The 18152-nt window shown below is 70.2% G+C and carries 18 protein-coding genes; 9 read left to right on the plus strand and 9 right to left on the minus strand.

Going from position 1 to position 18152, the window contains the following annotated elements; translation table 11 throughout:
- The 3 genes from B7438_RS19380 to mtrA all read right to left on the minus strand — a co-directional run.
- Positions 1-916: GerMN domain-containing protein (locus tag B7438_RS19380; protein ID WP_179150884.1), on the minus strand; the 916-nt coding region annotated here is incomplete at its 3' end.
- The gene (mtrB, locus tag B7438_RS19385; RefSeq protein ID WP_256922145.1) at positions 913-2547 is read right to left on the minus strand and encodes an MtrAB system histidine kinase MtrB; all 1635 of its coding nucleotides are present in this window, start codon (positions 2545-2547) and stop codon (positions 913-915) included. The genes mtrB and B7438_RS19380, both read right to left, overlap by 4 nt.
- A 37-nt stretch (positions 2548-2584) precedes the next feature.
- Positions 2585-3268: an MtrAB system response regulator MtrA gene (mtrA, locus tag B7438_RS19390; protein WP_085371325.1), complete on the minus strand. Its 684-nt coding sequence runs from the start codon at positions 3266-3268 to the stop codon at positions 2585-2587.
- Positions 3269-3469: 201 nt separating this feature from the next.
- On the opposite strand from mtrA, the gene B7438_RS19395 reads away from it, so the two are divergent.
- Genes B7438_RS19395 through B7438_RS19415 form a run of 5 tightly spaced genes read left to right on the plus strand, consistent with a single transcriptional unit; the run spans position 3470 to position 9213 of the window.
- A complete protein-coding gene (locus B7438_RS19395) occupies positions 3470-4879 on the plus strand; it encodes a glycerophosphoryl diester phosphodiesterase membrane domain-containing protein (protein WP_143466089.1) in 1410 nt (469 codons plus the stop codon).
- Complete coding sequence (locus B7438_RS19400; protein ID WP_085371326.1) at positions 4876-5562, plus strand: DUF4129 domain-containing protein; 687 nt, start codon at positions 4876-4878, stop codon at positions 5560-5562. Before B7438_RS19395 ends, B7438_RS19400 begins: the two co-directional genes overlap by 4 nt.
- The gene (locus tag B7438_RS19405; RefSeq protein WP_256922147.1) at positions 5559-6869 is read left to right on the plus strand and encodes a DUF4350 domain-containing protein; all 1311 of its coding nucleotides are present in this window, start codon (positions 5559-5561) and stop codon (positions 6867-6869) included. Before B7438_RS19400 ends, B7438_RS19405 begins: the two co-directional genes overlap by 4 nt.
- Positions 6866-7873, plus strand: a complete 1008-nt coding sequence (locus B7438_RS19410; RefSeq protein WP_085371327.1) for a MoxR family ATPase — start codon at positions 6866-6868, stop codon at positions 7871-7873. The genes B7438_RS19405 and B7438_RS19410 overlap by 4 nt, the downstream gene beginning before the upstream one ends.
- Positions 7874-7881: 8 nt before the next feature.
- Complete coding sequence (locus B7438_RS19415; RefSeq protein WP_085371328.1) at positions 7882-9213, plus strand: DUF58 domain-containing protein; 1332 nt, start codon at positions 7882-7884, stop codon at positions 9211-9213.
- A 15-nt stretch (positions 9214-9228) separates the two neighbouring features.
- Here B7438_RS19415 and B7438_RS19420 read toward each other — a convergent pair whose 3' ends face one another.
- Positions 9229-10224 (minus strand): stage II sporulation protein M, encoded by a 996-nt coding sequence (locus tag B7438_RS19420; RefSeq protein WP_085371329.1) that lies wholly within the window; start codon positions 10222-10224, stop codon positions 9229-9231.
- A gap of 17 nt (positions 10225-10241) precedes the next feature.
- On the opposite strand from B7438_RS19420, the gene B7438_RS19425 reads away from it, so the two are divergent.
- Positions 10242-11081, plus strand: a complete 840-nt coding sequence (locus B7438_RS19425) for an RDD family protein (RefSeq protein WP_085371330.1) — start codon at positions 10242-10244, stop codon at positions 11079-11081.
- Positions 11082-11088: 7 nt separating this feature from the next.
- On the plus strand, positions 11089-12000 hold the full coding sequence (locus B7438_RS19430; protein ID WP_256922148.1) for a cyclase family protein: 912 nt from the start codon (positions 11089-11091) through the stop codon (positions 11998-12000).
- A gap of 12 nt (positions 12001-12012) precedes the next feature.
- Here the strand turns inward: B7438_RS19430 and B7438_RS19435 are convergent, their stop codons facing one another.
- From B7438_RS19435 to B7438_RS19450, 4 genes are read right to left on the minus strand one after another with little or no spacing between them, the layout of a single operon-like run.
- Positions 12013-12564 carry a GNAT family N-acetyltransferase gene (locus tag B7438_RS19435; RefSeq protein ID WP_085371332.1) on the minus strand — a complete coding sequence of 184 codons (552 nt, stop codon included), beginning with the start codon at positions 12562-12564 and terminating at the stop codon, positions 12013-12015.
- Positions 12564-14054 (minus strand): adenosylhomocysteinase, encoded by a 1491-nt coding sequence (ahcY, locus tag B7438_RS19440; RefSeq protein WP_085371333.1) that lies wholly within the window; start codon positions 14052-14054, stop codon positions 12564-12566. The genes B7438_RS19435 and ahcY overlap by 1 nt, the downstream gene beginning before the upstream one ends.
- Before the next feature lie 59 nt (positions 14055-14113).
- A complete protein-coding gene (locus tag B7438_RS19445) occupies positions 14114-15550 on the minus strand; it encodes a phosphomannomutase/phosphoglucomutase (protein WP_085371334.1) in 1437 nt (478 codons plus the stop codon).
- Complete coding sequence (locus tag B7438_RS19450; protein ID WP_085371335.1) at positions 15547-15768, minus strand: DUF3499 family protein; 222 nt, start codon at positions 15766-15768, stop codon at positions 15547-15549. The genes B7438_RS19445 and B7438_RS19450 overlap by 4 nt, the downstream gene beginning before the upstream one ends.
- A 42-nt stretch (positions 15769-15810) precedes the next feature.
- On the opposite strand from B7438_RS19450, the gene B7438_RS19455 reads away from it, so the two are divergent.
- Both B7438_RS19455 and B7438_RS19460 read left to right on the plus strand, forming a co-directional pair.
- On the plus strand, positions 15811-16254 hold the full coding sequence (locus tag B7438_RS19455; protein ID WP_085371336.1) for a metallopeptidase family protein: 444 nt from the start codon (positions 15811-15813) through the stop codon (positions 16252-16254).
- Between the two features lie 178 nt (positions 16255-16432).
- The gene (locus tag B7438_RS19460) at positions 16433-16627 is read left to right on the plus strand and encodes a hypothetical protein (protein ID WP_085371337.1); all 195 of its coding nucleotides are present in this window, start codon (positions 16433-16435) and stop codon (positions 16625-16627) included.
- Here the strand turns inward: B7438_RS19460 and B7438_RS19465 are convergent.
- Positions 16624-18054: a DUF5719 family protein gene (locus B7438_RS19465; protein WP_085371338.1), complete on the minus strand. Its 1431-nt coding sequence runs from the start codon at positions 18052-18054 to the stop codon at positions 16624-16626. The two genes, B7438_RS19460 and B7438_RS19465, sit on opposite strands and share 4 nt — an antisense overlap.
- Positions 18055-18152 lie beyond the last annotated feature (98 nt).

Here is an 18152-nt window from a genome sequence, read left to right on the forward strand (position 1 = left end):
GGTCCTGGGTGGGCGCGTTGGCGTCGCTGAGCGGCGGGATCTGCTGCAGGTTGCCCTCGATCGAGATCTCGACGCTCTGCGCGAGGCTGCCAAGGCTCTGCTCGAGTTCGAGCTGCATCCGCTGCAGGGCGAGCGTGTCCGCCTGTCCGGCCTCCGAGCTGAGGTCGACCCTGGCGACCCCTCCCGAGGTCGTCACCGACGGGAGCGCCAGCTGCGTCCCCTGCGGGAAGGCGCTGGTCACGGCACCGTTCAGCCACTTGGCCGGCCCGGCCAGGATGGCGCTCGCGACCCGCGTGGCCGCGGTGGCGACGCGGGCGGGGAACCAGCGCGCATCCGGCACCAGATAGGCGTAGTCGGGGCTGAAGAAGTAGACGGGCTGCTGGGAGTAGACGGACCGGAACGTCGGGTCGTCGATGATCACGCCGTTCGGGGCGACGGCGATGCGCCACTCGCCGTCCTGCTTTTCGAGCTCGTAGCGGAGGCCGACCGGCGCCGTGCTCGACACCGGATGGTACGCGCCGACGCTGTCGACGTTGGCGACCGGGTTCACCTGCACGCTCCACTGGTTGCCGTCGTGGTCGAACGACCGGTTGCGGCCGTCGTCGACCGTCACGGACTCGTCCGGGTTCCACTTGGCCGACATCGATCTGGTGAGGTACTTCCTGGCGATGTCGAAGTTGTTCTTCGGGCTGGACGCCGCGTCGATGAAGCCCTGGACGATCCGCTCCTGGGTCGCGCCCTTCTCCGGCGGAGACGGGTTGAAGTCGAGGTCGAGCGGGTCGTTGACCTGCGCAACCGGACCGCCCTGGCGCACCGGCCCCGAACTCGGGATGCTCGCGCACGCGGCGAGCACGCAGAGCACGACGGCGGCGACCACACCGGCGACGGTGCGGCGCAACGGGCTGTGGAGTCTCATGCTGTCGCCCCTTTGTCCGTCAGCTCCTGCGTTCCCGCCCGCGCACCGGCCACCCCGGTGGCTCCGGCGTCGACCGGCGGAAGCGGGAGCGGAGACGACGCGATCTCCTTGCCAGGCACGCGCGGCAGGGTCAGCCGGAAGCAGGAGCCTGCACCAGGAGCGGACCAGACCTGCAGCCAGCCGGAGTGCAGCGTCGCGTCCTCCAGCGAGATCGCCAGGCCCAGCCCGGTGCCGCCGATGGTGCGCTTGCGCGACGGGTCCGCCCGCCAGAACCGGTCGAACACGTGGTTGACCTCCTGCTGGCTCATCCCGATCCCGTAGTCCCGGACGGTCAGCGCGACGGCGCTCTCGTTGCTGTCGACGGTCACGACCACCGGCTTGCCGTCGCCGTGCTCGATGGCGTTGCCGATGAGGTTGCGCACGACGCGGCGGATGCGCCTCGGGTCCATGCCGACGTCGAAGTAGCCGCCCGGCGCATCCAGTCGCAGCTCGGAGCCGTTCTGCTCGGCCAGCGTGCGCAGCTCGTCGACCACGTCGTCGGCGAGGCGCACCAGGTTGGTGGGCTCCGGGTCGAGGGCGACGGAGCCCGCGTCGTACCTGCTGATCTCGAGCAGGTCGGACAGCAGCCGGTCGAACCGCTCGATCTGAGTGTGCAGCAGCTCGGCGGTGCGCTCCGTCGCTGGAGGGAACGACTCGCGCTGGTCGTAGATCACGTCGCCGGCCAACCGGATGGTCGTGAGCGGCGTGCGCAGTTCGTGCGACACGTCCGAGACGAACCGCTGCTGCAGCTGCGAGAGCGTCGCCAGCTGGTTGATCTGGCTCTGCAGGCTGTCCGCCATCCCATTGAACGAGCGCGCCAGCGACGCGAACACGTCCTCACCGTGCTCCGGGATGCGCACGGCCAGGTCTCCGGCGGCCAGGCGCTCGCTGGTCTCCGCCGCCACCCGGATCGGCTGGACGGCGAACCGGACGATCACCCAGGTGATCGCACCGATGAGCAGGATGAGGGCGAACCCGGCGAGCAGGAGGGTGCCCTGCACGAACAGCAGGGTGTTCTCCGAGTCGCGCAGGTTGTAGCCGATGTAGAGCTCGTAGTGCCCGTAGCTCGGCAGGGTGAGCTGGGTGCCGACGACGATGCCGGGATCGGTGGTCCCGTTCCCCGCCGGCAGCGCGACGGACTGGTAGAACTGCTTGGTCCCGCCGTTCTGCACCTGGGCGCGCAGCTCGCTGGAGATCACGCCGTTCAGTCCGGGGCTGGACCGGTCGGGCGGCGCTGGCACGGACACATCCTGCCCTGGCACGCGGTAGGCGGCGATGAGCCTGCTCGACGTGGCGCCCTGCACGGTCTGCAGCGTGGAATTGAGCAGGTTCTTCCCGGTGTCGGACGCGGAGACATCCGAGGCGTTCAGCGTCGTCTGGGCGGAGGTGGTCGCCCTGCTGGAGTCACGGAGCGCCTGGTCGAGCCGCGACTGGTAGAGGTCGTTGCTGATGCTGAGCGCCATGTAGATGCCCGTGATCAGGATGGCGATGCCGGTCAGCAGCAGCGTGATGGCGACCGTGCGGACCTGCAGCGAGCGCCGCCACACGCCGACGAGCTGCGAGGGAAGCTGCCGCCACCATCGCCCGTCCATCCACCTGTACCGCATCCGGGGCGCCGCTTCCGGCGTGCTACGTGACGGCGCCGGCGCGGTAGCCGACCCCGCGCACGGTCATGACGATCTTGGGGTTGTCCGGGTCCTGCTCCACCTTGGCGCGCAGGCGCTGGACGTGCACGTTCACGAGGCGGGTGTCCGCTTTGTAGTGGTAGCCCCAGACCTGTTCGAGGAGCATCTCGCGGGTGAACACCTGCTGCGGCTTGGAGGCCAGGGCGAGCAGGAGGTCGAATTCGAGCGGAGTCAGGTTGATGCGGGTGTCGCCGCGCTTGACCTCGTGGCCTGCCACGTCGACGAGGAGGTCGCCGATCCGCAACTGCTCGGCGGCGGGCACCGTGGATGCCGGTCGCAGCCGGGTCTTGATGCGCGCGACGAGCTCTTTCGGGTTGAACGGCTTGACCATGTAGTCGTCTGCGCCGGACTCGAGGCCCTTGACCACATCCGCTGTGTCCGACTTGGCGGTCAGCATGATCACGGGCGTGCCGGACTCCGCCCGGATGCGGCTGCACACCTCGATGCCGTCCAGTCCGGGCAGCATGAGGTCGAGGAGCACCAGGTCGGGCTTCGAGGAGCGGAACGTGTCGACGGCGAGCGCGCCGTCCTCACAGAAGACGGGGTCGAATCCCTCGGTGCGCAGCACGATGCCGATCATCTCGGCGAGGGCGGTGTCGTCGTCGACCACCAGGATGCGACTGTTCATTTCCGAAGTTTCCCACAACCATTCTCGGGCGGCCGGAGACCACTGAGGTCCCGATGACTGCTGAAGTCTCCGTGCCAGCGTAGTCGACACTCCTGCGCCACCCGTGAAAGCCTGCCGAACGTGCCCTGTGGGTGGGGCAGTGCTCCCGCCCCGGATGTGCCAGCATGGGAGCGGACTACGCACGGGAAAGAGGGGCACCGCGTGACCGACGAGCAGAACTGGCAGGCACCGGGGTCGCAGGCAGGCGATGGAGCAGGGGCGAGCGCGGGCAACGAGTCCCCCGTCCCTCCTGCGCCGCAGTACGGAGAGTACGGCCCGGGATACGGCCAGCAGCAGCCCGGATACGGCCAGCAGCAGCCCGGTTATGGTCAGCAGCAGCCCGGCTTCACCCAGTACGGCCAGCCCGGGGCAGGCTTCCCGCAGCAGCCCGGCTGGACTCCCCCGCCGAAGCCCGGCCTCATCCCGCTTCGGCCACTGAGTTTCGGCACGCTTATCGGCGCTCCGTTCCAGACGCTGCGGCGCAACCCGAAGATCACCGTCGGCGCGGCACTGCTGCTGCGGGGCATCCCCTCGATCATCGCGAGCGTGCTCATCTTCTCCGGCATCTACCTGCTGATGGACAGGGCGATCAACGCGACCGCCGACGACCGCAGCGCCCTGATGGCGGGGGCGGTCGGGGGCACGATCGTGCTCGGCCTGCTGTCCGCCGTGATCGACGGCATCTCCAACGCGCTGCTCCAGGGCGTGATCGTCGGCGAGGTGGCCAGGGGGACGGTCGGCGAGAAGCTGACCTTCCGCGGGGTCTGGCGGCTGGTGCGCGGGCGCGTGGGCGCCCTGATCGCCTGGACCTTCCTGTTCGGCCTCGCCTGGTTCCTCTCCGCCGCGCTGGTCGCCGTCATCACCGCCGTGCTGTTCGCTCTCGGGCCCGCCGGGGTGGTCGGCGGCGTGCTCGTGCTCATCTTCGGGTTCCTCGGCCTGATCGTCCTCGCCATCTGGCTGAACACCAAGCTCGTGCTCGTGCCGAGCGCCATCGTGCTCGAACGTCTCCCGATCCGCCGTGCGATGGCGCGTTCGTGGGGGCTGACCACCGGCTACTTCTGGAAGACCTTCGGCACGGTCGCCCTCATCGCCGTGATCGTCTACGCCGTCGCGCAGATCATCTCCATCCCGTTCGGCCTGCTCGGCGGCATCGTGGGGGGCGTCTTCGCGCCCACGTCGCTGTCCTCGCCGGATGCGTCCAGTTTCAGTCAGGTGCTGGCCGGGCAGCTCGGCGTCAACCTGCTGGCCAGCGTGGTCGGAGCGATCGTCGGCGCGATCATGGCCGTGGTGCAGACCTCCGTCGTCGCACTCATCTACATCGACCTCCGGATGCGCAAGGAGGGCCTGGACCTGCAGCTGGTGCGGTTCGTGGAGGCGCGCCAGACCGGGCAGGACGCCCCCGACCCGTACCTGTCCGCTCCGGTCTTCACGCAGCAGCCGCCGTATCCGCCCGCGCCTGGTCAGTACCCGCCGGCGCCGGGCTCGTACCCGCCCGGCTCGTACCCGCCCGGCGGCTCGTACCCGCCTGGCGGCTCATACCCTCCGCCTCCGCCTCCCCCGCCCGCCGCATGACGGGCGCCGTCCTCTCTCTGCTGCGCGCCGACATCCCTGTCGACCCGAGCTCACCGGATGCTCGGCGCTGGATCGGCGACGAACTCGCGAAACCCGAGTATCAGACCGCGAAGCCGACCTGGTTCGACCTCGCCTCCAAGGCCGTGCAGGACTGGATCGCCTCGCTGTTCCAGGGTCCGGGCGGCGACGCCGGCCCCGTGCTGCTGCTCGCCGTCGTGCTGGTGATCGCCGGGCTGATCGTCGCAGCGTTCTTCATCTTCGGCCGCCCCCGTGTGAACAGGAGGACGGCGGACGGCCGCCGCTCGCTGTTCGGCGACGACGACCTCCGCACCGCAGCACAGTTGCGGCACTCCGCGGCGTCCGCAGCAGCCGCAGGCGACTGGGTGGTGGCGATCGAGGAGCAGTTCCGTGCCATCGCGCAGAGCATGGACGAACGCACCATCGTCACCGTGAGCCCCGGCACGACGGCGACCGAGTTCGCGCACAGAGCGGCGAACGCCGTCCCTGCCGAACGCGAACGACTGCTCGACGCCGCACGCGCGTTCGACGAGGTCCGCTACCTCGGGCGTCCCGGCACCGAGGCGCGCTACCAGCAGCTCGTCGCGCTCGACCAGCGCCTGCAGGAGGCACGCCCGCAGCTGTTCGGGCAGCAGCCCGTCGCGCAGGGCGGTGGCGTCCGGTGACGGAGCAGACCCTCGACCGCGAGCGCACCCCAGAGACAGCGCCGGTCGCAGCACCGGATGCGGCCCCGACGGGCGCGGAGGACGCCGCGGCGATCTCGCCCGGGCTCCGGCAGGTCGGGAGGAAGAGCATCCCGTGGATCGTGCTCGCGGTGATCGCGATCGTCGTCGCGTTCCTCGGCGCGCTGCTCACCGGCGGTCAGTCGTCGGCGGGCATCCCGCTGGACGCGGCCAACGCCGGCCCTGTCGGCGGGAAGGCGGTCGCGCAGGTGCTGCGCGGCCAGGGCGTCGACGTGCGCACGGCGAGCACGCTGAGCCAGGTGCAGGATGTGGCGACCGACGACACGACCGTGCTCGTCTTCGACCAGGGCGGGAACCTCGACGGGGACGGCTACGACCGTCTGACCGCCATCGCCAGCACCATCGTCGTGGTCGAGCCGGACTTCGCCGCTCTGAACAGGCTCGCGCCGCACGTGACGGCAGCGGGCACACCCTCCGCGAAAGGCCCCGTCGCCGCAGGCTGCGCCGTGCCGGCCGCCGTGAGGGCGGAGCGCATCGACCCTCGCTCCACCGACAACACCGCGGACGCGGGCGTCGCGGGCACCTTCCGCGTGGACGGCGGGGATGCGGTCGGCTGCTTCCGCACGAACAGCGGACAGTACGCCTTCGTGAAGACCACGTCCGACGGCCGCACGATCTACCTGGTCGGCTCGGCCGGCATCCTGATGAACGACGGGGTCGACCGCGCGGGCAACGCCGCACTCGCCCTCGGCGTGCTCGGCGGACACCGCACGCTCGTCTGGTATCTGCCGACGATGCTCGACCGGCCGGTCACCGGCGCCCCGGACATCGGGGCGCTCACGCCCGGCTGGGTGACGCCGGTGGTGATCCTGCTCGTGCTCGTGTTCATCGCCGCAGCGTTCTGGCGGGGACGCCGCTTCGGCCCACTGGTGGTCGAGAACCTGCCCGTGGTGGTGCGCGCCGGAGAGACCCGCGAGGGCCGCGCCAGGCTCTACCAGCGGTCGTCGGCCCGCCTGCGGGCGGCGGACGCGCTGCGGATCGGCGCCATCGGGCGGCTGGCGACGCTCACCGGGCTGCCCCGCGCCGCGACGGCCGCCGAGATCGCGGACGCCGTCGCCTCGGTGACCGGCCGCGACAGGGCGGCCATCCACGCGATCCTGATCGACACGGTGCCGCGCACGGACGCCGAGCTGATCGCCCTCTCAGACGACCTCGCGACGCTCGAACGAGCGACCGCGGCAGCAGTCACCCCCGCCGAGTCGGGGCCGACCGGAAGAATGGATGCATGACCGACGTCACGACCGGATCGAGCGCAGCGCCCATCCACAGCCAGGACCACGACTCCACCGCTCTCCGCAACGCGCTCGCCCGCGTGCGCACGGAGGTCGGCAAGGCCGTCGTCGGTCAGGACGGGGCCGTCACCGGCCTCATCATCGCTCTGCTGGCCCGCGGCCACGTGCTGCTGGAGGGTGTGCCCGGCGTGGCGAAGACACTGCTGGTGCGCTCGCTCAGCGAGGCGCTCAGCCTCGACACCAAGCGCATCCAGTTCACGCCGGACCTGATGCCGGGCGACGTGACGGGCTCGCTCGTCTACGACGGTCGCACCGGCGGCTTCGAGTTCCGCGAGGGCCCGGTCTTCACGAACATCCTGCTCGCCGACGAGATCAACAGGACGCCCCCGAAGACGCAGTCCGCCCTGCTCGAGGCGATGGAGGAGCGCCAGGTCAGCGTCGACGGCGTCAGCCGCCAGCTGCCGGACCCGTTCATCGTCGCCGCGACGCAGAACCCGATCGAATACGAAGGCACGTACGCGCTTCCCGAGGCGCAGCTCGACCGCTTCCTGCTCAAGCTGACCCTGGATGTGCCCCCGCGCGACACCGAGGTCGAGGTGCTGCGCCGTCACGCGGCCGGGTTCAACCCCCGCGACCTCGCCGCCGCGGGCGTGACGCCGGCGCTCAGCGCTGCCGAACTGCACGCGGCCAGGGCAGCGGCAGCATCCGTCGGCGCGACCGGCGACGTGCTCGCGTACATCGTCGACCTGGCCCGCGCCACCCGCACCAGCCCCTCCGTGAAGCTCGGAGTGAGCCCGCGCGGCACCACGGCGCTGCTGGCCGCGTCGAAGGCGTGGGCGTGGCTCTCCGGCTACGACTCGATCACCCCGGACCACGTGCAGGCGATGCTGCTGCCGGTCTGGCGGCACAGGGTCCAGTTGCGCCCGGAGGCGGAGCTGGAGGGTGTCGGAGTGGATGCGATCCTGCGCTCGATCGTGCAGCAGGTCCAGGTTCCGATCTAGGCAGTGACGTGACCGTATCCGGACGTTTCGTCGCCCTGCTCGCGCTCGGGGTGATCCCCGTCGTGCTGCTCGGCTGGACGGAGGCGATGTCGTACCTCGCGCTCGGCTGCTGGCTGCTGCTCTGCATCGTGCTCGGCGTGCTCGACCTGATGCTCGCCGGTTCTCCGCGGCGCGTGGTGCTCGAACGGGTGCTGCCGTCGCGCGTGCGGCTGGGCACCGAGGCGACGAGCGAACTGCTCGTGACCAACACCGGCCGCCGGGCCATCCGCGGCACCGTCCGGGATGCGTGGGAGCCGTCCGCCGGCATCGACAGGTCGCGCACCAGGGTGGCCGTCCCCGCCGGGGAGCGCAGGCGCATCACCGCGACGCTGACCCCGTGGCGGAGGGGAGAGCGCCACGTGACGCAGGTGAGCATCCGGTCGTGGGGGCCGCTGCACCTGTGGGCGCGGCAGGCGACGCTGAGCGCGCCCGGCCGCATCCGGGTGCTGCCGCCGTTCACCGCACGCAAGCACCTGCCGTCGCGGCTGGCCCGCCTGCGCGAGCTGGACGGCATGACCAGCGTGATGCTGCGCGGGCAAGGCACCGAGTTCGACTCCCTGCGCGAGTACGTGCGCGGCGACGACGTTCGCTCGATCGACTGGAGGGCGACGGCACGCCGCCACGACCCCAACAGCGGACGCGGTGCCCGCGTGATGGTGCGCACCTGGCGTCCGGAGCGCGACAGGCGCGTGGTCATCGTGATCGACACGGCCCGCACGTCCGCCGCCAGGATCGGCGACGAGCCGCGCATCGACACGGCGTTCGAGGCGTCGCTGCTGCTCGCAGCGCTCGCCACCCGCGCGGGCGACCGCGTCGACCTGATCGCATACGACAGGGCTGTGCGCGGCCGGGTGCAGGGCGCCAGCGGACCGGAACTGCTGTCCAGGATGGTGGATGCGATGGCCGGCATCGAGCCTGCACTGATCGAGATGGACTGGTCGGCGGTGCCCGCCCAGGTGTCCGCAGTCACCAGCCAGCGGTCGCTCGTCGTGCTGCTGACCTCCGTGGAGGCGCCCGGCGCCTCACGGGGGCTGCTGTCGGTGCTTCCGCAGCTCACGAACAAGCACATCGTCGTCGTCGCCTCCGTCACCGATCCCGAGACCATCGAGGCCACGGGGACGCGGAGGAACAGGGATGAGGTCTACCGCGCTGCCGCGGCGGAGCGTTCGCTGCTCGACGTGAGCAGGGTGACCGCCGCCATCCAGCGCCTCGGCGCCGACGTGGTGACGGGCTCCCCCGAGGAGCTGCCGCCCGCGCTCAGCGACGTCTACCTGTCGCTGAAAGCCGCCGGGCGCCTCTGAGGTCAGCGAGCGGCGTCAGCCCGCGACGACGCGGCGGGAACCGGACTCGTACTCGGTCAGGTCGCCCGTCTCGCCGAGGCGCACGGCGCGGCGGCCGAGCACGAGCATGTACGCGAGGAACGCGGCGAGCGCGAGCGCCCCGATCGCGATCTTCGCCCAGACAGGCAGCGCGGACGGCGTGACGAAGCCCTCGATCAGGCCGGAGACGAACAGGGAGATGGCGCAGCCGACCGCCACGGTGAACAGTGCGCGCCCGTCCTCGGCGAGCGCCTGCGCGCGCGTGCGGGCGCCCGGGGCGATCCAGGCCCAGAAGATGCGCAGCCCGGCGGCCGCGGCGACGAAGACACTGGTGAGCTCGAGCATCCCGTGCGGGAGGATGTAGGAGAACATGACGTCTCCCCGCCCGTAGGCGAACATGACCCCGGCGGCCGTCCCGACGCCGATGGCGTTCTGCAGGAGCACGAACGGCACGTAGACGCCGGTGATGCCGAACGCGATGCACTGCGCCGCGATCCACGCGTTGTTCGTCCAGACCTGGCCGGAGAACGACGCGGCCGGGTTGTTGGAGTAGTAGTCGATGAAGTCGTGCTCGACGTAGCGGCGCAACTGGGCGTCCGTGCCGAAGTTGCGGAGCACCTCCGGGTTGCCGGTGATCCAGACCGCGTACAGCGTGGCGACCACCACCGTGGCGAGTGCGACGGCCAGCACCACCCACCGGATGCGGTAAAGCGCAGCAGGCAGCTGGTAGACGAAGAACCTGGGCAGCATCGAGAACAGGTTCGCGCCGGCCCCGGTGAACTTCAGCCGTGCGGACGCGAGCGCGAGGGAGAGCCTGTCGCCCGTCGCCGTCGACCCCGCGATGGTCTTGATGGCCGACAGGTCGGACGCCCCGGACTGGTACAGGTCGATGAGCTCGTCGGCTTCCTTGCCGTCGAGGCGGCGTCGTTTCGCCAGCTGGGCGAGCCTGTCCCAGTCGGCGCTGCGCGCTGCCGTGTATGCGTCGAGATCCATCTGCTTGAATGATAGCCATGACGGCACCTGCCCAGGCACTGCAGACGTCGGGCGAACGCGAACTCGTCACCGGCGAAGCCGTCGCGCTCGACGTCAAACCGGCCAGCTACATCCTGCGCGCAGCGGGGACGGTGATCGACTGGCTCACGTACTTGCTGGTGATGTTCGGCTGCCTGATGCTGCTCGTCGCCACCGGGAGCGGGCTGGATGCGGCGGCCGGCAGGGCGCTCGTCGTCCTCATCCTGGTGTTCGGGATGGTGGTGCTGCCGACCACGGTCGAACTCGCGACGAAGGGCAAGTCGCTCGGCAAGCTCGCGGTCGGCGCGCGCATCGTCCGCGACGACGGCGGGGCGATCGGCTTCCGGCACGCGTTCATCCGGGCGCTCGTCGGCGTGCTGGAGATCTTCATGACCTTCGGCGGCGTCGCCGCCCTCACCGGACTCCTCAACGCCCGCTCGAAGCGCCTCGGCGACCTCCTGGCCGGCACGTACAGCCAGTACGAGCGCGCGCCGAAGGCGACGCCCCTCCCCCTCTATCTCGCGCCGCACCTGACCGGCTGGGCGGCGACGGCCGACGTGGCGAAACTGCCGGACAGGCTCTCCCGCCGCATCGCCCAGTTCGTGCGTCAGGCGCCGCAGCTCACCCCCGCGGCGCGGGCAGGGCTGAGCGGAGAGCTCGCCGCTGAGGCGTCCGCCTACGTGTCGCCGATCCCGCCCGTCGACGCAGAGACGTTCCTGGTGGCCGTCGCCCTGCTGCGCCGCCAGCGCGATGCAGCCGGCCTCGAGCTGGAGCAGGAGCGCCTGCAGCGCCTGGAGCCGGTGCTCGACGGCCTCCCCCACGCCTTCCCCGATCGCTAGGAGACCTGTGACCGAGTACCGCGCCCACTTCGACGCCACCGTGACGTTCGTCAACGGAGGCAGCCTGCAGACGAACGGCTTCCGGCTCGACCTGCCGGACGCATCCCTGTCGGAGGAGCAGATCGCCGAACTGTTCGTGCGGCACCTCGGGCTCGCGCTGGTCGGCGATGTGCGGCTGGACGGCCTCTCGATCGTCGAGGAGCAGCACAGGGGCAGCAGAGGGATCAGCCCGGAGCAGGCCAGGGTGCCCGAGGCCGGGCGTCCCCGCGTGGTCGACCTCAGCCACCGCATCCGGGCCGGGCTCGTCACGTATCCGGGGCTCCCAGCCCCCACGATCACCCCGCACCTCACCCGCGAGGACTCCGTGGCGAAGTACGCGCCGGGCACGCAGTTCGCGATGGACATCATCACGATGATCGGCAACACGGGCACATATCTCGACAGCCCGTTCCACCGCTACGCGGACGGCGGAGACCTGGCGTCGCTCGACCTGTCCACCCTCGTCGGGCTGCGCGCGGACGTGTTCCACCTCACCGACCTCGGGACGCGCGGCATCCCGGCCACGGTGTTTCACGACAGAGAGCTCGCGGGCTCGGCGGTGCTGCTGCACACCGGGTGGGATGCGCACTTCGGGCGTCCGGAGTACGCGACGGGTGCGCCATACCTCACGGAGGCGGGCGCGCAGCAACTCGTGGATGCGGGGGTCGCCCTCGTCGGAATCGACTCGCTCAACATCGACGACACCGAGGGCGGCGGAGCGCGGCCGGCACACACCCTGCTGCTCGCCGCGGGCATCCACGTGGTCGAGCACCTGACCAACCTGGGCTCCGTCCCGGCCCGCGGCGCACGCTTCACCGCCGCGCCGCCCGCCGTGGAGGGGTTCGGGACGTTCCCCGTGCGGGCGTACGCGGAGGTTTAGCGACCTACAGGGTCAGTCGTGCAGGATGCGCTGGAACAGCACGTGGTCCTGCCAGCGGCCCGCGATCTTGAGGTAGTTCGGGGCCACCCCGATGCGCTCGAAGCCGGAGCGGGTGAGCACGGACTGCGACGCCTGGTTGTGCAGCAGCGTCGCGGCCTGGATGCGGTGCAGGCCGTATTCGTCGCGCGCCGCCGCGATGATCGCGGCGAGCGCCGTGGAGGCGAGACCCTGCTTGGTGTGCGCGCGATCGAGCCAGTATCCGATCATCGCGCTCTCGAAAGCGCCACGGACGATGCTGCTCAGGTCGAACCCGCCCGCGACGGCGTCCCCGTCCATGATGAGTAGCGGGATGGCCGTGCCCGCCTCGTAGAGGGCGAGCAGCTCGGTGGTGCGCTTGAGCTGGCCCGCCTCGGTGAAGAACTCCTCGGTGCGGGTGGGCTCCCAGGGCGCGAGGTGTCCGCGGTTGGCGACGTATGCTGCCGCGAGCGCCGGGGCGTCCTCCGGCCTGCGCACGCGCAGGATGAGGCCGCCCGGCAGCTCGCGGTCGGTGAAAGTGGGTGTCATCAGTATCGGTAGTGGTCGACCTTGTACGGGCCGTCGACGCTGACGCCGATGTATGCGGCCTGCTCGGGGGTGAGCGTCGTCAGCTCGACGCCGAGCGCATCCAGGTGGAGGCGGGCGACCTTCTCGTCGAGGTGCTTGGGCAGCACGTAGACGCCGATCGGGTAGTTCTCCGTCGACACGTACAGTTCGAGCTGCGCGAGCACCTGGTTGGTGAACGAGTTGCTCATCACGAAGCTCGGGTGGCCCGTGGCGTTTCCGAGGTTCATCAGGCGGCCCTCGGAGAGCACCAGGACGCTGCGTCCGCTCGGCAGGCGCCACTCGTGCACCTGCGGCTTGATCTCGATCTTCTCCGCGCCTTCCAGCGCTTCGAGGCCCGCCATGTCGATCTCGTTGTCGAAGTGACCGACGTTCGCCACGATGGCCTGGTGCTTCATGGCCAGGATGTGGTCGAGGGTGATGACGTTGAGGTTGCCCGTGCCGGAGATGAAGATGTCGACCTGGTCGACGACCGACTCGATGCGGGCCACCTGGTAGCCGTCCATCGCCGCCTGCAGGGCGTTGATCGGGTCCACCTCGCTGACGATCACGCGCGCGCCCTGGCCGCGCAGCGCCTCCGCTGCGCCCTTGCCGACGTCGCCGTATCCTGCGACGAACGCGACCTTGCCGCCGATCAGCACGTCGGTGGCGCGGTTCAGGCCGTCCGGCAGCGAGTGGCGGATGCCGTACTTGTTGTCGAACTTGCTCTTGGTGACCGAGTCGTTGACGTTGATGGCCGGGAACAGCAGCTGGCCGTCGCGGGCGAGCTCGTAGAGGCGGTGCACACCGGTGGTGGTCTCCTCCGTGACGCCGAGGATGTCCGCAGCAACGCGGGTCCAGCGGTCGGAGGACTCCGCGAGGGATGCGCGCAGTGCCGCCAGGATCACGCGGTACTCGTGGCTGTCGCCCTGCGCGTCGTCCGGGACGGCGCCGGCGAGCTCGAACTCGCGGCCCTTGTGCACGAGGAGGGTGGCGTCGCCTCCGTCGTCGAGGATCAGGTTCGGGCCGGTCCAGTCCGCCCCGGCGGGTTCCGCCTCCGCCGTCCAGTCGAAGATCTGCTGGGTGCACCACCAGTACTCTTCGAGGGTCTCGCCCTTCCAGGCGAACACGGGAACGCCGGCCGGCGCATCCACGGTGCCGTTCGGGCCGACCGCGATGGCGGCCGCCGCGTCGTCCTGGGTGGAGAAAATGTTGCAGCTCGCCCAGCGCACCTGGGCGCCGAGCGCGACGAGCGTCTCGATCAGCACGGCGGTCTGCACGGTCATGTGCAGCGAGCCGGCGATGCGCGCGCCGGCAAGCGGCTGCGAAGCGCCGAACTCCTCGCGGAGCGACATGAGACCGGGCATCTCGTTCTCGGCCAGACGGATCTGGTGACGTCCCGCTTCTGCGAGGGAGAGGTCTGCGACCTTGAACGGAAGAGTGGAGGTGGATTCAGCGACGGTGGTTGTGGCCATTGCCCCATTGTCGCATCCGGTGCCCGACTCTCACAGTCGTGTGTCGCGCCGGCTCTCCGTCAGGCGCGGATGAGCGCCAGCACCTCGTCCCGGATGCGCTGCATCGTCGCCAGGTCCGCCGCCTCGACGTTGAGTCGCAGCAGCGGCTCGGTGTTCGACGGACGCACGGAGAACCACCAGAACGGCTCGTCTCCCCCGACGAAGCCGGTGACGGTCAGACCGTCGAGCTCGTCGAACTCTGCACGGCCGGTGAAGGCCTCCACCACGCGCGTGAACGCGGCGGGAACGTCGTTGACCGTCGAGTTGATCTCGCCGGACATCGGGTACGGCGTGAACCGGGCGGACAGCTCGGACAGCGGGCTGTCCTGCCCGCCGAACTCGGCGAGCAGGTGCATGGCTGCGAGCATCCCGTTGTCTGCGCTCCAGAAGTCGCGGAAGTAGTAGTGCGCCGAATGCTCCCCACCGAAGACGGCGCCGGATTCACGCATCGCATCCTTGATGAGGGTGTGGCCGACGCGGGTGCGCAGCGGCGTCGCGCCTGCTGCCTCGATGGTCTCTGGGACGACGTTGGAGGTGATCAGGTTGTGGATGACCGTGATGTCCGCGTCTGGGTCCTCCCGCCTGGCGCGGGCGATCTCGCGCAGTGCGACGATGGCCGCGACGGCAGACGGGGTGACGGCGTCGCCCTTCTCGTCCACGACGAAACAGCGGTCGGCGTCCCCGTCGAAGGCGAGCCCGAGGTCGGCGCCGTGCTCGACTACCGCGCGCTGCAGATCGACCAGGTTCTTCGGGTCGAGCGGGTTCGCCTCGTGGTTCGGGAAGGAGCCGTCCAGCTCGAAGTACATCGGGATGATCGTGAGCGGCAGAGCGGGAAGGCCGGCTGCGTCGCCGAGCACCGCCGGGACGGTGAGGCCGCCCATCCCGTTGCCGGCATCGACCACGACCGTGATCGGGCGGATGACGGACAGGTCGACGAGCGACCGCAGGTATGCGGCGTAGTCGGCGAGCACATCCACTTCGCGGAAGCCGCCCTGCTCGTCCACCGGGTCGACGCCGTCGTGCAGGTACACGGCAGCACGGTCGCGCACCCCGGCGAGCCCGGTGTTCATGCTGAGGCCCTGCGCGCCGGCGCGGGAGAGCTTGATGCCGTTGTACGTCGCCGGGTTGTGGCTCGCGGTGAACATGGCCGCCGCGGACGCCAGCGCTCCGGATGCGTAGTACGACTCGTCCGTGGAGCACAGCCCGATCGACACGACGTTGGCACCCCTGGCCTGCGCTCCGCGGGCGAACGCCGCGGCGAAGGTGGGCGACGAGTCGCGCATGTCGTGGCCGACGATCACCTCCTCCCCGGCAGCCCCGACCTCGTCGACGAAGCCGGCCGCGATAGCGGTGACGACCTCCTCCGTCAGGTCTTTGCCGACCAGACCGCGGATGTCATAGGTCTTGACGACAGCGTCGAGAGAGGAATTGCTGGGGACGTTGCTGTTGCTGCTCACGCCCCATAACCTACTTCACCGAACACCTCGTGCCGCATCACCTGCCAGCCCTGCGGCGCGGACAGACGCTCGGCGTGGATGGCGCACAGGTCGTACGAGTGCGGTTCGTGGCTCAGGCTCAGCGGGCCGAGCACGGCCATCGAGTCGGCGTACACGTAGGTGAGCGTGGCCACGGCATCGCGTGGACACGCCACGCGGGAACATGGACGGCTCAACATCGGGCTCAGAATACCCGAGCGCGGGCGACGTAGGATTGCGACATGCCCCGCAACCGCCGCTCAAGCAGCCAGCCGCCTGCCACCTCCCGGTGGCGCAGCAGGCACGGCAGGGGTGCGAGAGGCCCGGTGACCGGCCCCCACCTGCCGATGCTGAACAACAGGATCGACTTCTTCGACATGACCGTCGCATCCACGGCCGACTACCTCAAAGGCGTCTGGCCGAACGAGCTCGCCGACGTGCACTTCGAGGTCGCTGCCACCCCCATCGGCAACACGGGCAGCGACGGTGTCGACCGCTGGCACGTCGACCACGCCCAGCGCCGCATCGTTCTCTACCGCGTCCCGATCCAGCGGCTCACCAAGCTGCACCGCAACGACGACCTCCACCGCAGGATGTTCGTCGAGGGCTGCGTGTTCCGTGCGGTGGCGGAGCTGCTGGGGAAAGACCCGTGGGACCTGGCGCCGGACCGGTACCGGCACTTCTGAGGACGGTGGCCGCGCGCCTGCGGTCAATCAAGGCTCCATCCGCGCAGTCTTGCCGAACAAATGCATTCGTAGCCTTTTGCATATATTGAGTGCCGTTTGGACGACCAATACCCTCGGAGATAGTCGACAGGTGGTCGCGGCACTCGTAAGTCCAGAACGCGGCCCTGAAAGGTGTGCCGTGACGTTGGTCAAGAAGCAGATCGTTGCGGTCCTCTTCGCTTCCATCTTGCTGATCTACGGAGTGATCGGCCTGTCCGCCGCCTATTTTTCGTCCGCCAGCCACCCCATGGCATACATCGTTCCCGGTTTCGCCATCGTGATCGTCGTGGTCTCCCTGATCTCGTTTGTTCGAGGGAGGGGTTCCGGGCGCTAGCGCGGGTACACCTCGATCGGCGCGGCCAGCGGGCCGGGCGGGTTGAGGGCGAACGAGCTTGCGGCGCCGTCGGCGGAGAAGCTGACGCTCACGTAGAGGCCGTCTCCCCCGGTGACCGTGTACATCCCGGCGCCCACCTTGACGTTCGCGGCTCCTTCGGCCGGGATGGTCAGGGTCGCCGGTTTGCCGTTGCGTCCCTCGATGGTGACCTTCTGGTCCTTCTCGCCCGGGTTGGCGAAGTGCACCATCGGGGTCGGGGCGGACGGGATGGCGGCCAGGAAGGTGTCTCCCATCGGCTGCGACGAGGCGAACCAGGTGAAGTCGTGGGTCTTCGCCCCGGCGACCGAGGTGCGGGCTGCGGCGACGACCGGCACGGAGGAGCGGACGGTGACGGTGTAGTTGCCGTCCTTGAGGTGATCCAGCGGGATCTCGGCGACGACGCCGGCCTTCACGGTCTGCGCGTACGAGTTGCCTGCCGCCGTGCCGTTCTCGCCGACGGCGCCGACGGTGATGTCCGCATCCTGATCGCCGGGCACGAACACGCGGACGGCGGGGAGGTCCGCTCCGTAGCCCTCGCCGGACTGGGCGCCCTCGATGGTCGCCAGATTCGCGATGGTCATGCCGGAGATCACCTGCACGCGCGACGGGGAGCCTGTCGCACCGGACAGTTCGACGCCGCGCGGGTCGATGCCCTGCTCGAAGCTCTGCTGCAGAGAGGCGAGCACCTGCCCTCCCGTGCTCTGCACGTGCACGACGGGGGCGGCGACGGACGGAGCGAGACCGGCGAGCGGGACGACCTTCTGCGCGCCGGCGGGGACGACGATGCCGGCGGCTCCCGGCGCATCCACCTGGCCGGTCTCGGCGAAGATCGAGAGGTTGACGGTGGCCTGCACCGAGGTCGGGTTGGACAGCATCACGAGGCTGGTCTGGCCGAGCGCGGTGGAACCGCCGACCAGCCAGCTGTCTGCGCTCGCCTCTCCGCAGGAGGAGGTCGCGAGACCGGCGAGGTCGTCGGTCGTCGCGCTCTGCGACTGGGCGCCAGCGACGAGCGGCGGGGTGCTCGCGCCCTGCGGGGTGGCGACGGTGAGCACCTGGGGAGCCTCGGCGCGCGACGAACCGTCGGCGTCGGCCTTCAGCGACCGGGTGTCGACGCTGCCGCCGTCCGCCCCGTATGTAGAGGTGGGGGCGCCGAACGGGGATGCGGTGGTGGCGGCGCCCGCGTCGGCCGCGAGGGCGAGCAGCGGGCCGGGGCAGACCCTCTGCTGGTCGGCAGGCACGGGCTTGACGGTCGAGACGGGGGCTGCGACCTGGAACGACGGCAGCGGCAGCAACGATGCACCCGCGATGGCGATGCCGGCGACGCCGAGGCCGATCACACCGCCGACCACGCGCATGCTGACCCTGGCAATTCCACGCTTGTCAGCCACGGTCGCCTCCTTCGGTTCGCTCGGTTCCGCGGCGAGGGCGGATGATCGTCTCCTCGAGGCCTTCCTCGAGCGTCGTGGGGGTGGACGGGGTGGGGACC

It is taken from the genome of Leifsonia sp. NCR5 (genome assembly GCF_002105485.1).
In the GTDB taxonomy this organism is placed as follows: domain Bacteria; phylum Actinomycetota; class Actinomycetes; order Actinomycetales; family Microbacteriaceae; genus Leifsonia.

Bases quoted from the DNA above. Each gene is read 5' to 3' on its own strand.
- B7438_RS19420 (WP_085371329.1), bottom strand. From the start codon at position 10,224: ATGGATCTCGACGCATACACGGCAGCGCGCAGCGCCGACTGGGACAGG.
- B7438_RS19410 (WP_085371327.1), top strand. From the start codon at position 6,866: ATGACCGACGTCACGACCGGATCGAGCGCAGCGCCCATCCACAGCCAG.
- B7438_RS19450 (WP_085371335.1), bottom strand. From the start codon at position 15,768: ATGTTGAGCCGTCCATGTTCCCGCGTGGCGTGTCCACGCGATGCCGTG.
- B7438_RS19425 (WP_085371330.1), top strand. From the start codon at position 10,242: ATGACGGCACCTGCCCAGGCACTGCAGACGTCGGGCGAACGCGAACTC.
- B7438_RS19400 (WP_085371326.1), top strand. From the start codon at position 4,876: ATGACGGGCGCCGTCCTCTCTCTGCTGCGCGCCGACATCCCTGTCGAC.
- mtrA (WP_085371325.1), bottom strand. From the start codon at position 3,268: ATGAACAGTCGCATCCTGGTGGTCGACGACGACACCGCCCTCGCCGAG.
- ahcY (WP_085371333.1), bottom strand. From the start codon at position 14,054: ATGGCCACAACCACCGTCGCTGAATCCACCTCCACTCTTCCGTTCAAG.
- mtrB (WP_256922145.1), bottom strand. From the start codon at position 2,547: ATGGACGGGCGATGGTGGCGGCAGCTTCCCTCGCAGCTCGTCGGCGTG.
- B7438_RS19455 (WP_085371336.1), top strand. From the start codon at position 15,811: ATGCCCCGCAACCGCCGCTCAAGCAGCCAGCCGCCTGCCACCTCCCGG.
- B7438_RS19435 (WP_085371332.1), bottom strand. From the start codon at position 12,564: ATGACACCCACTTTCACCGACCGCGAGCTGCCGGGCGGCCTCATCCTG.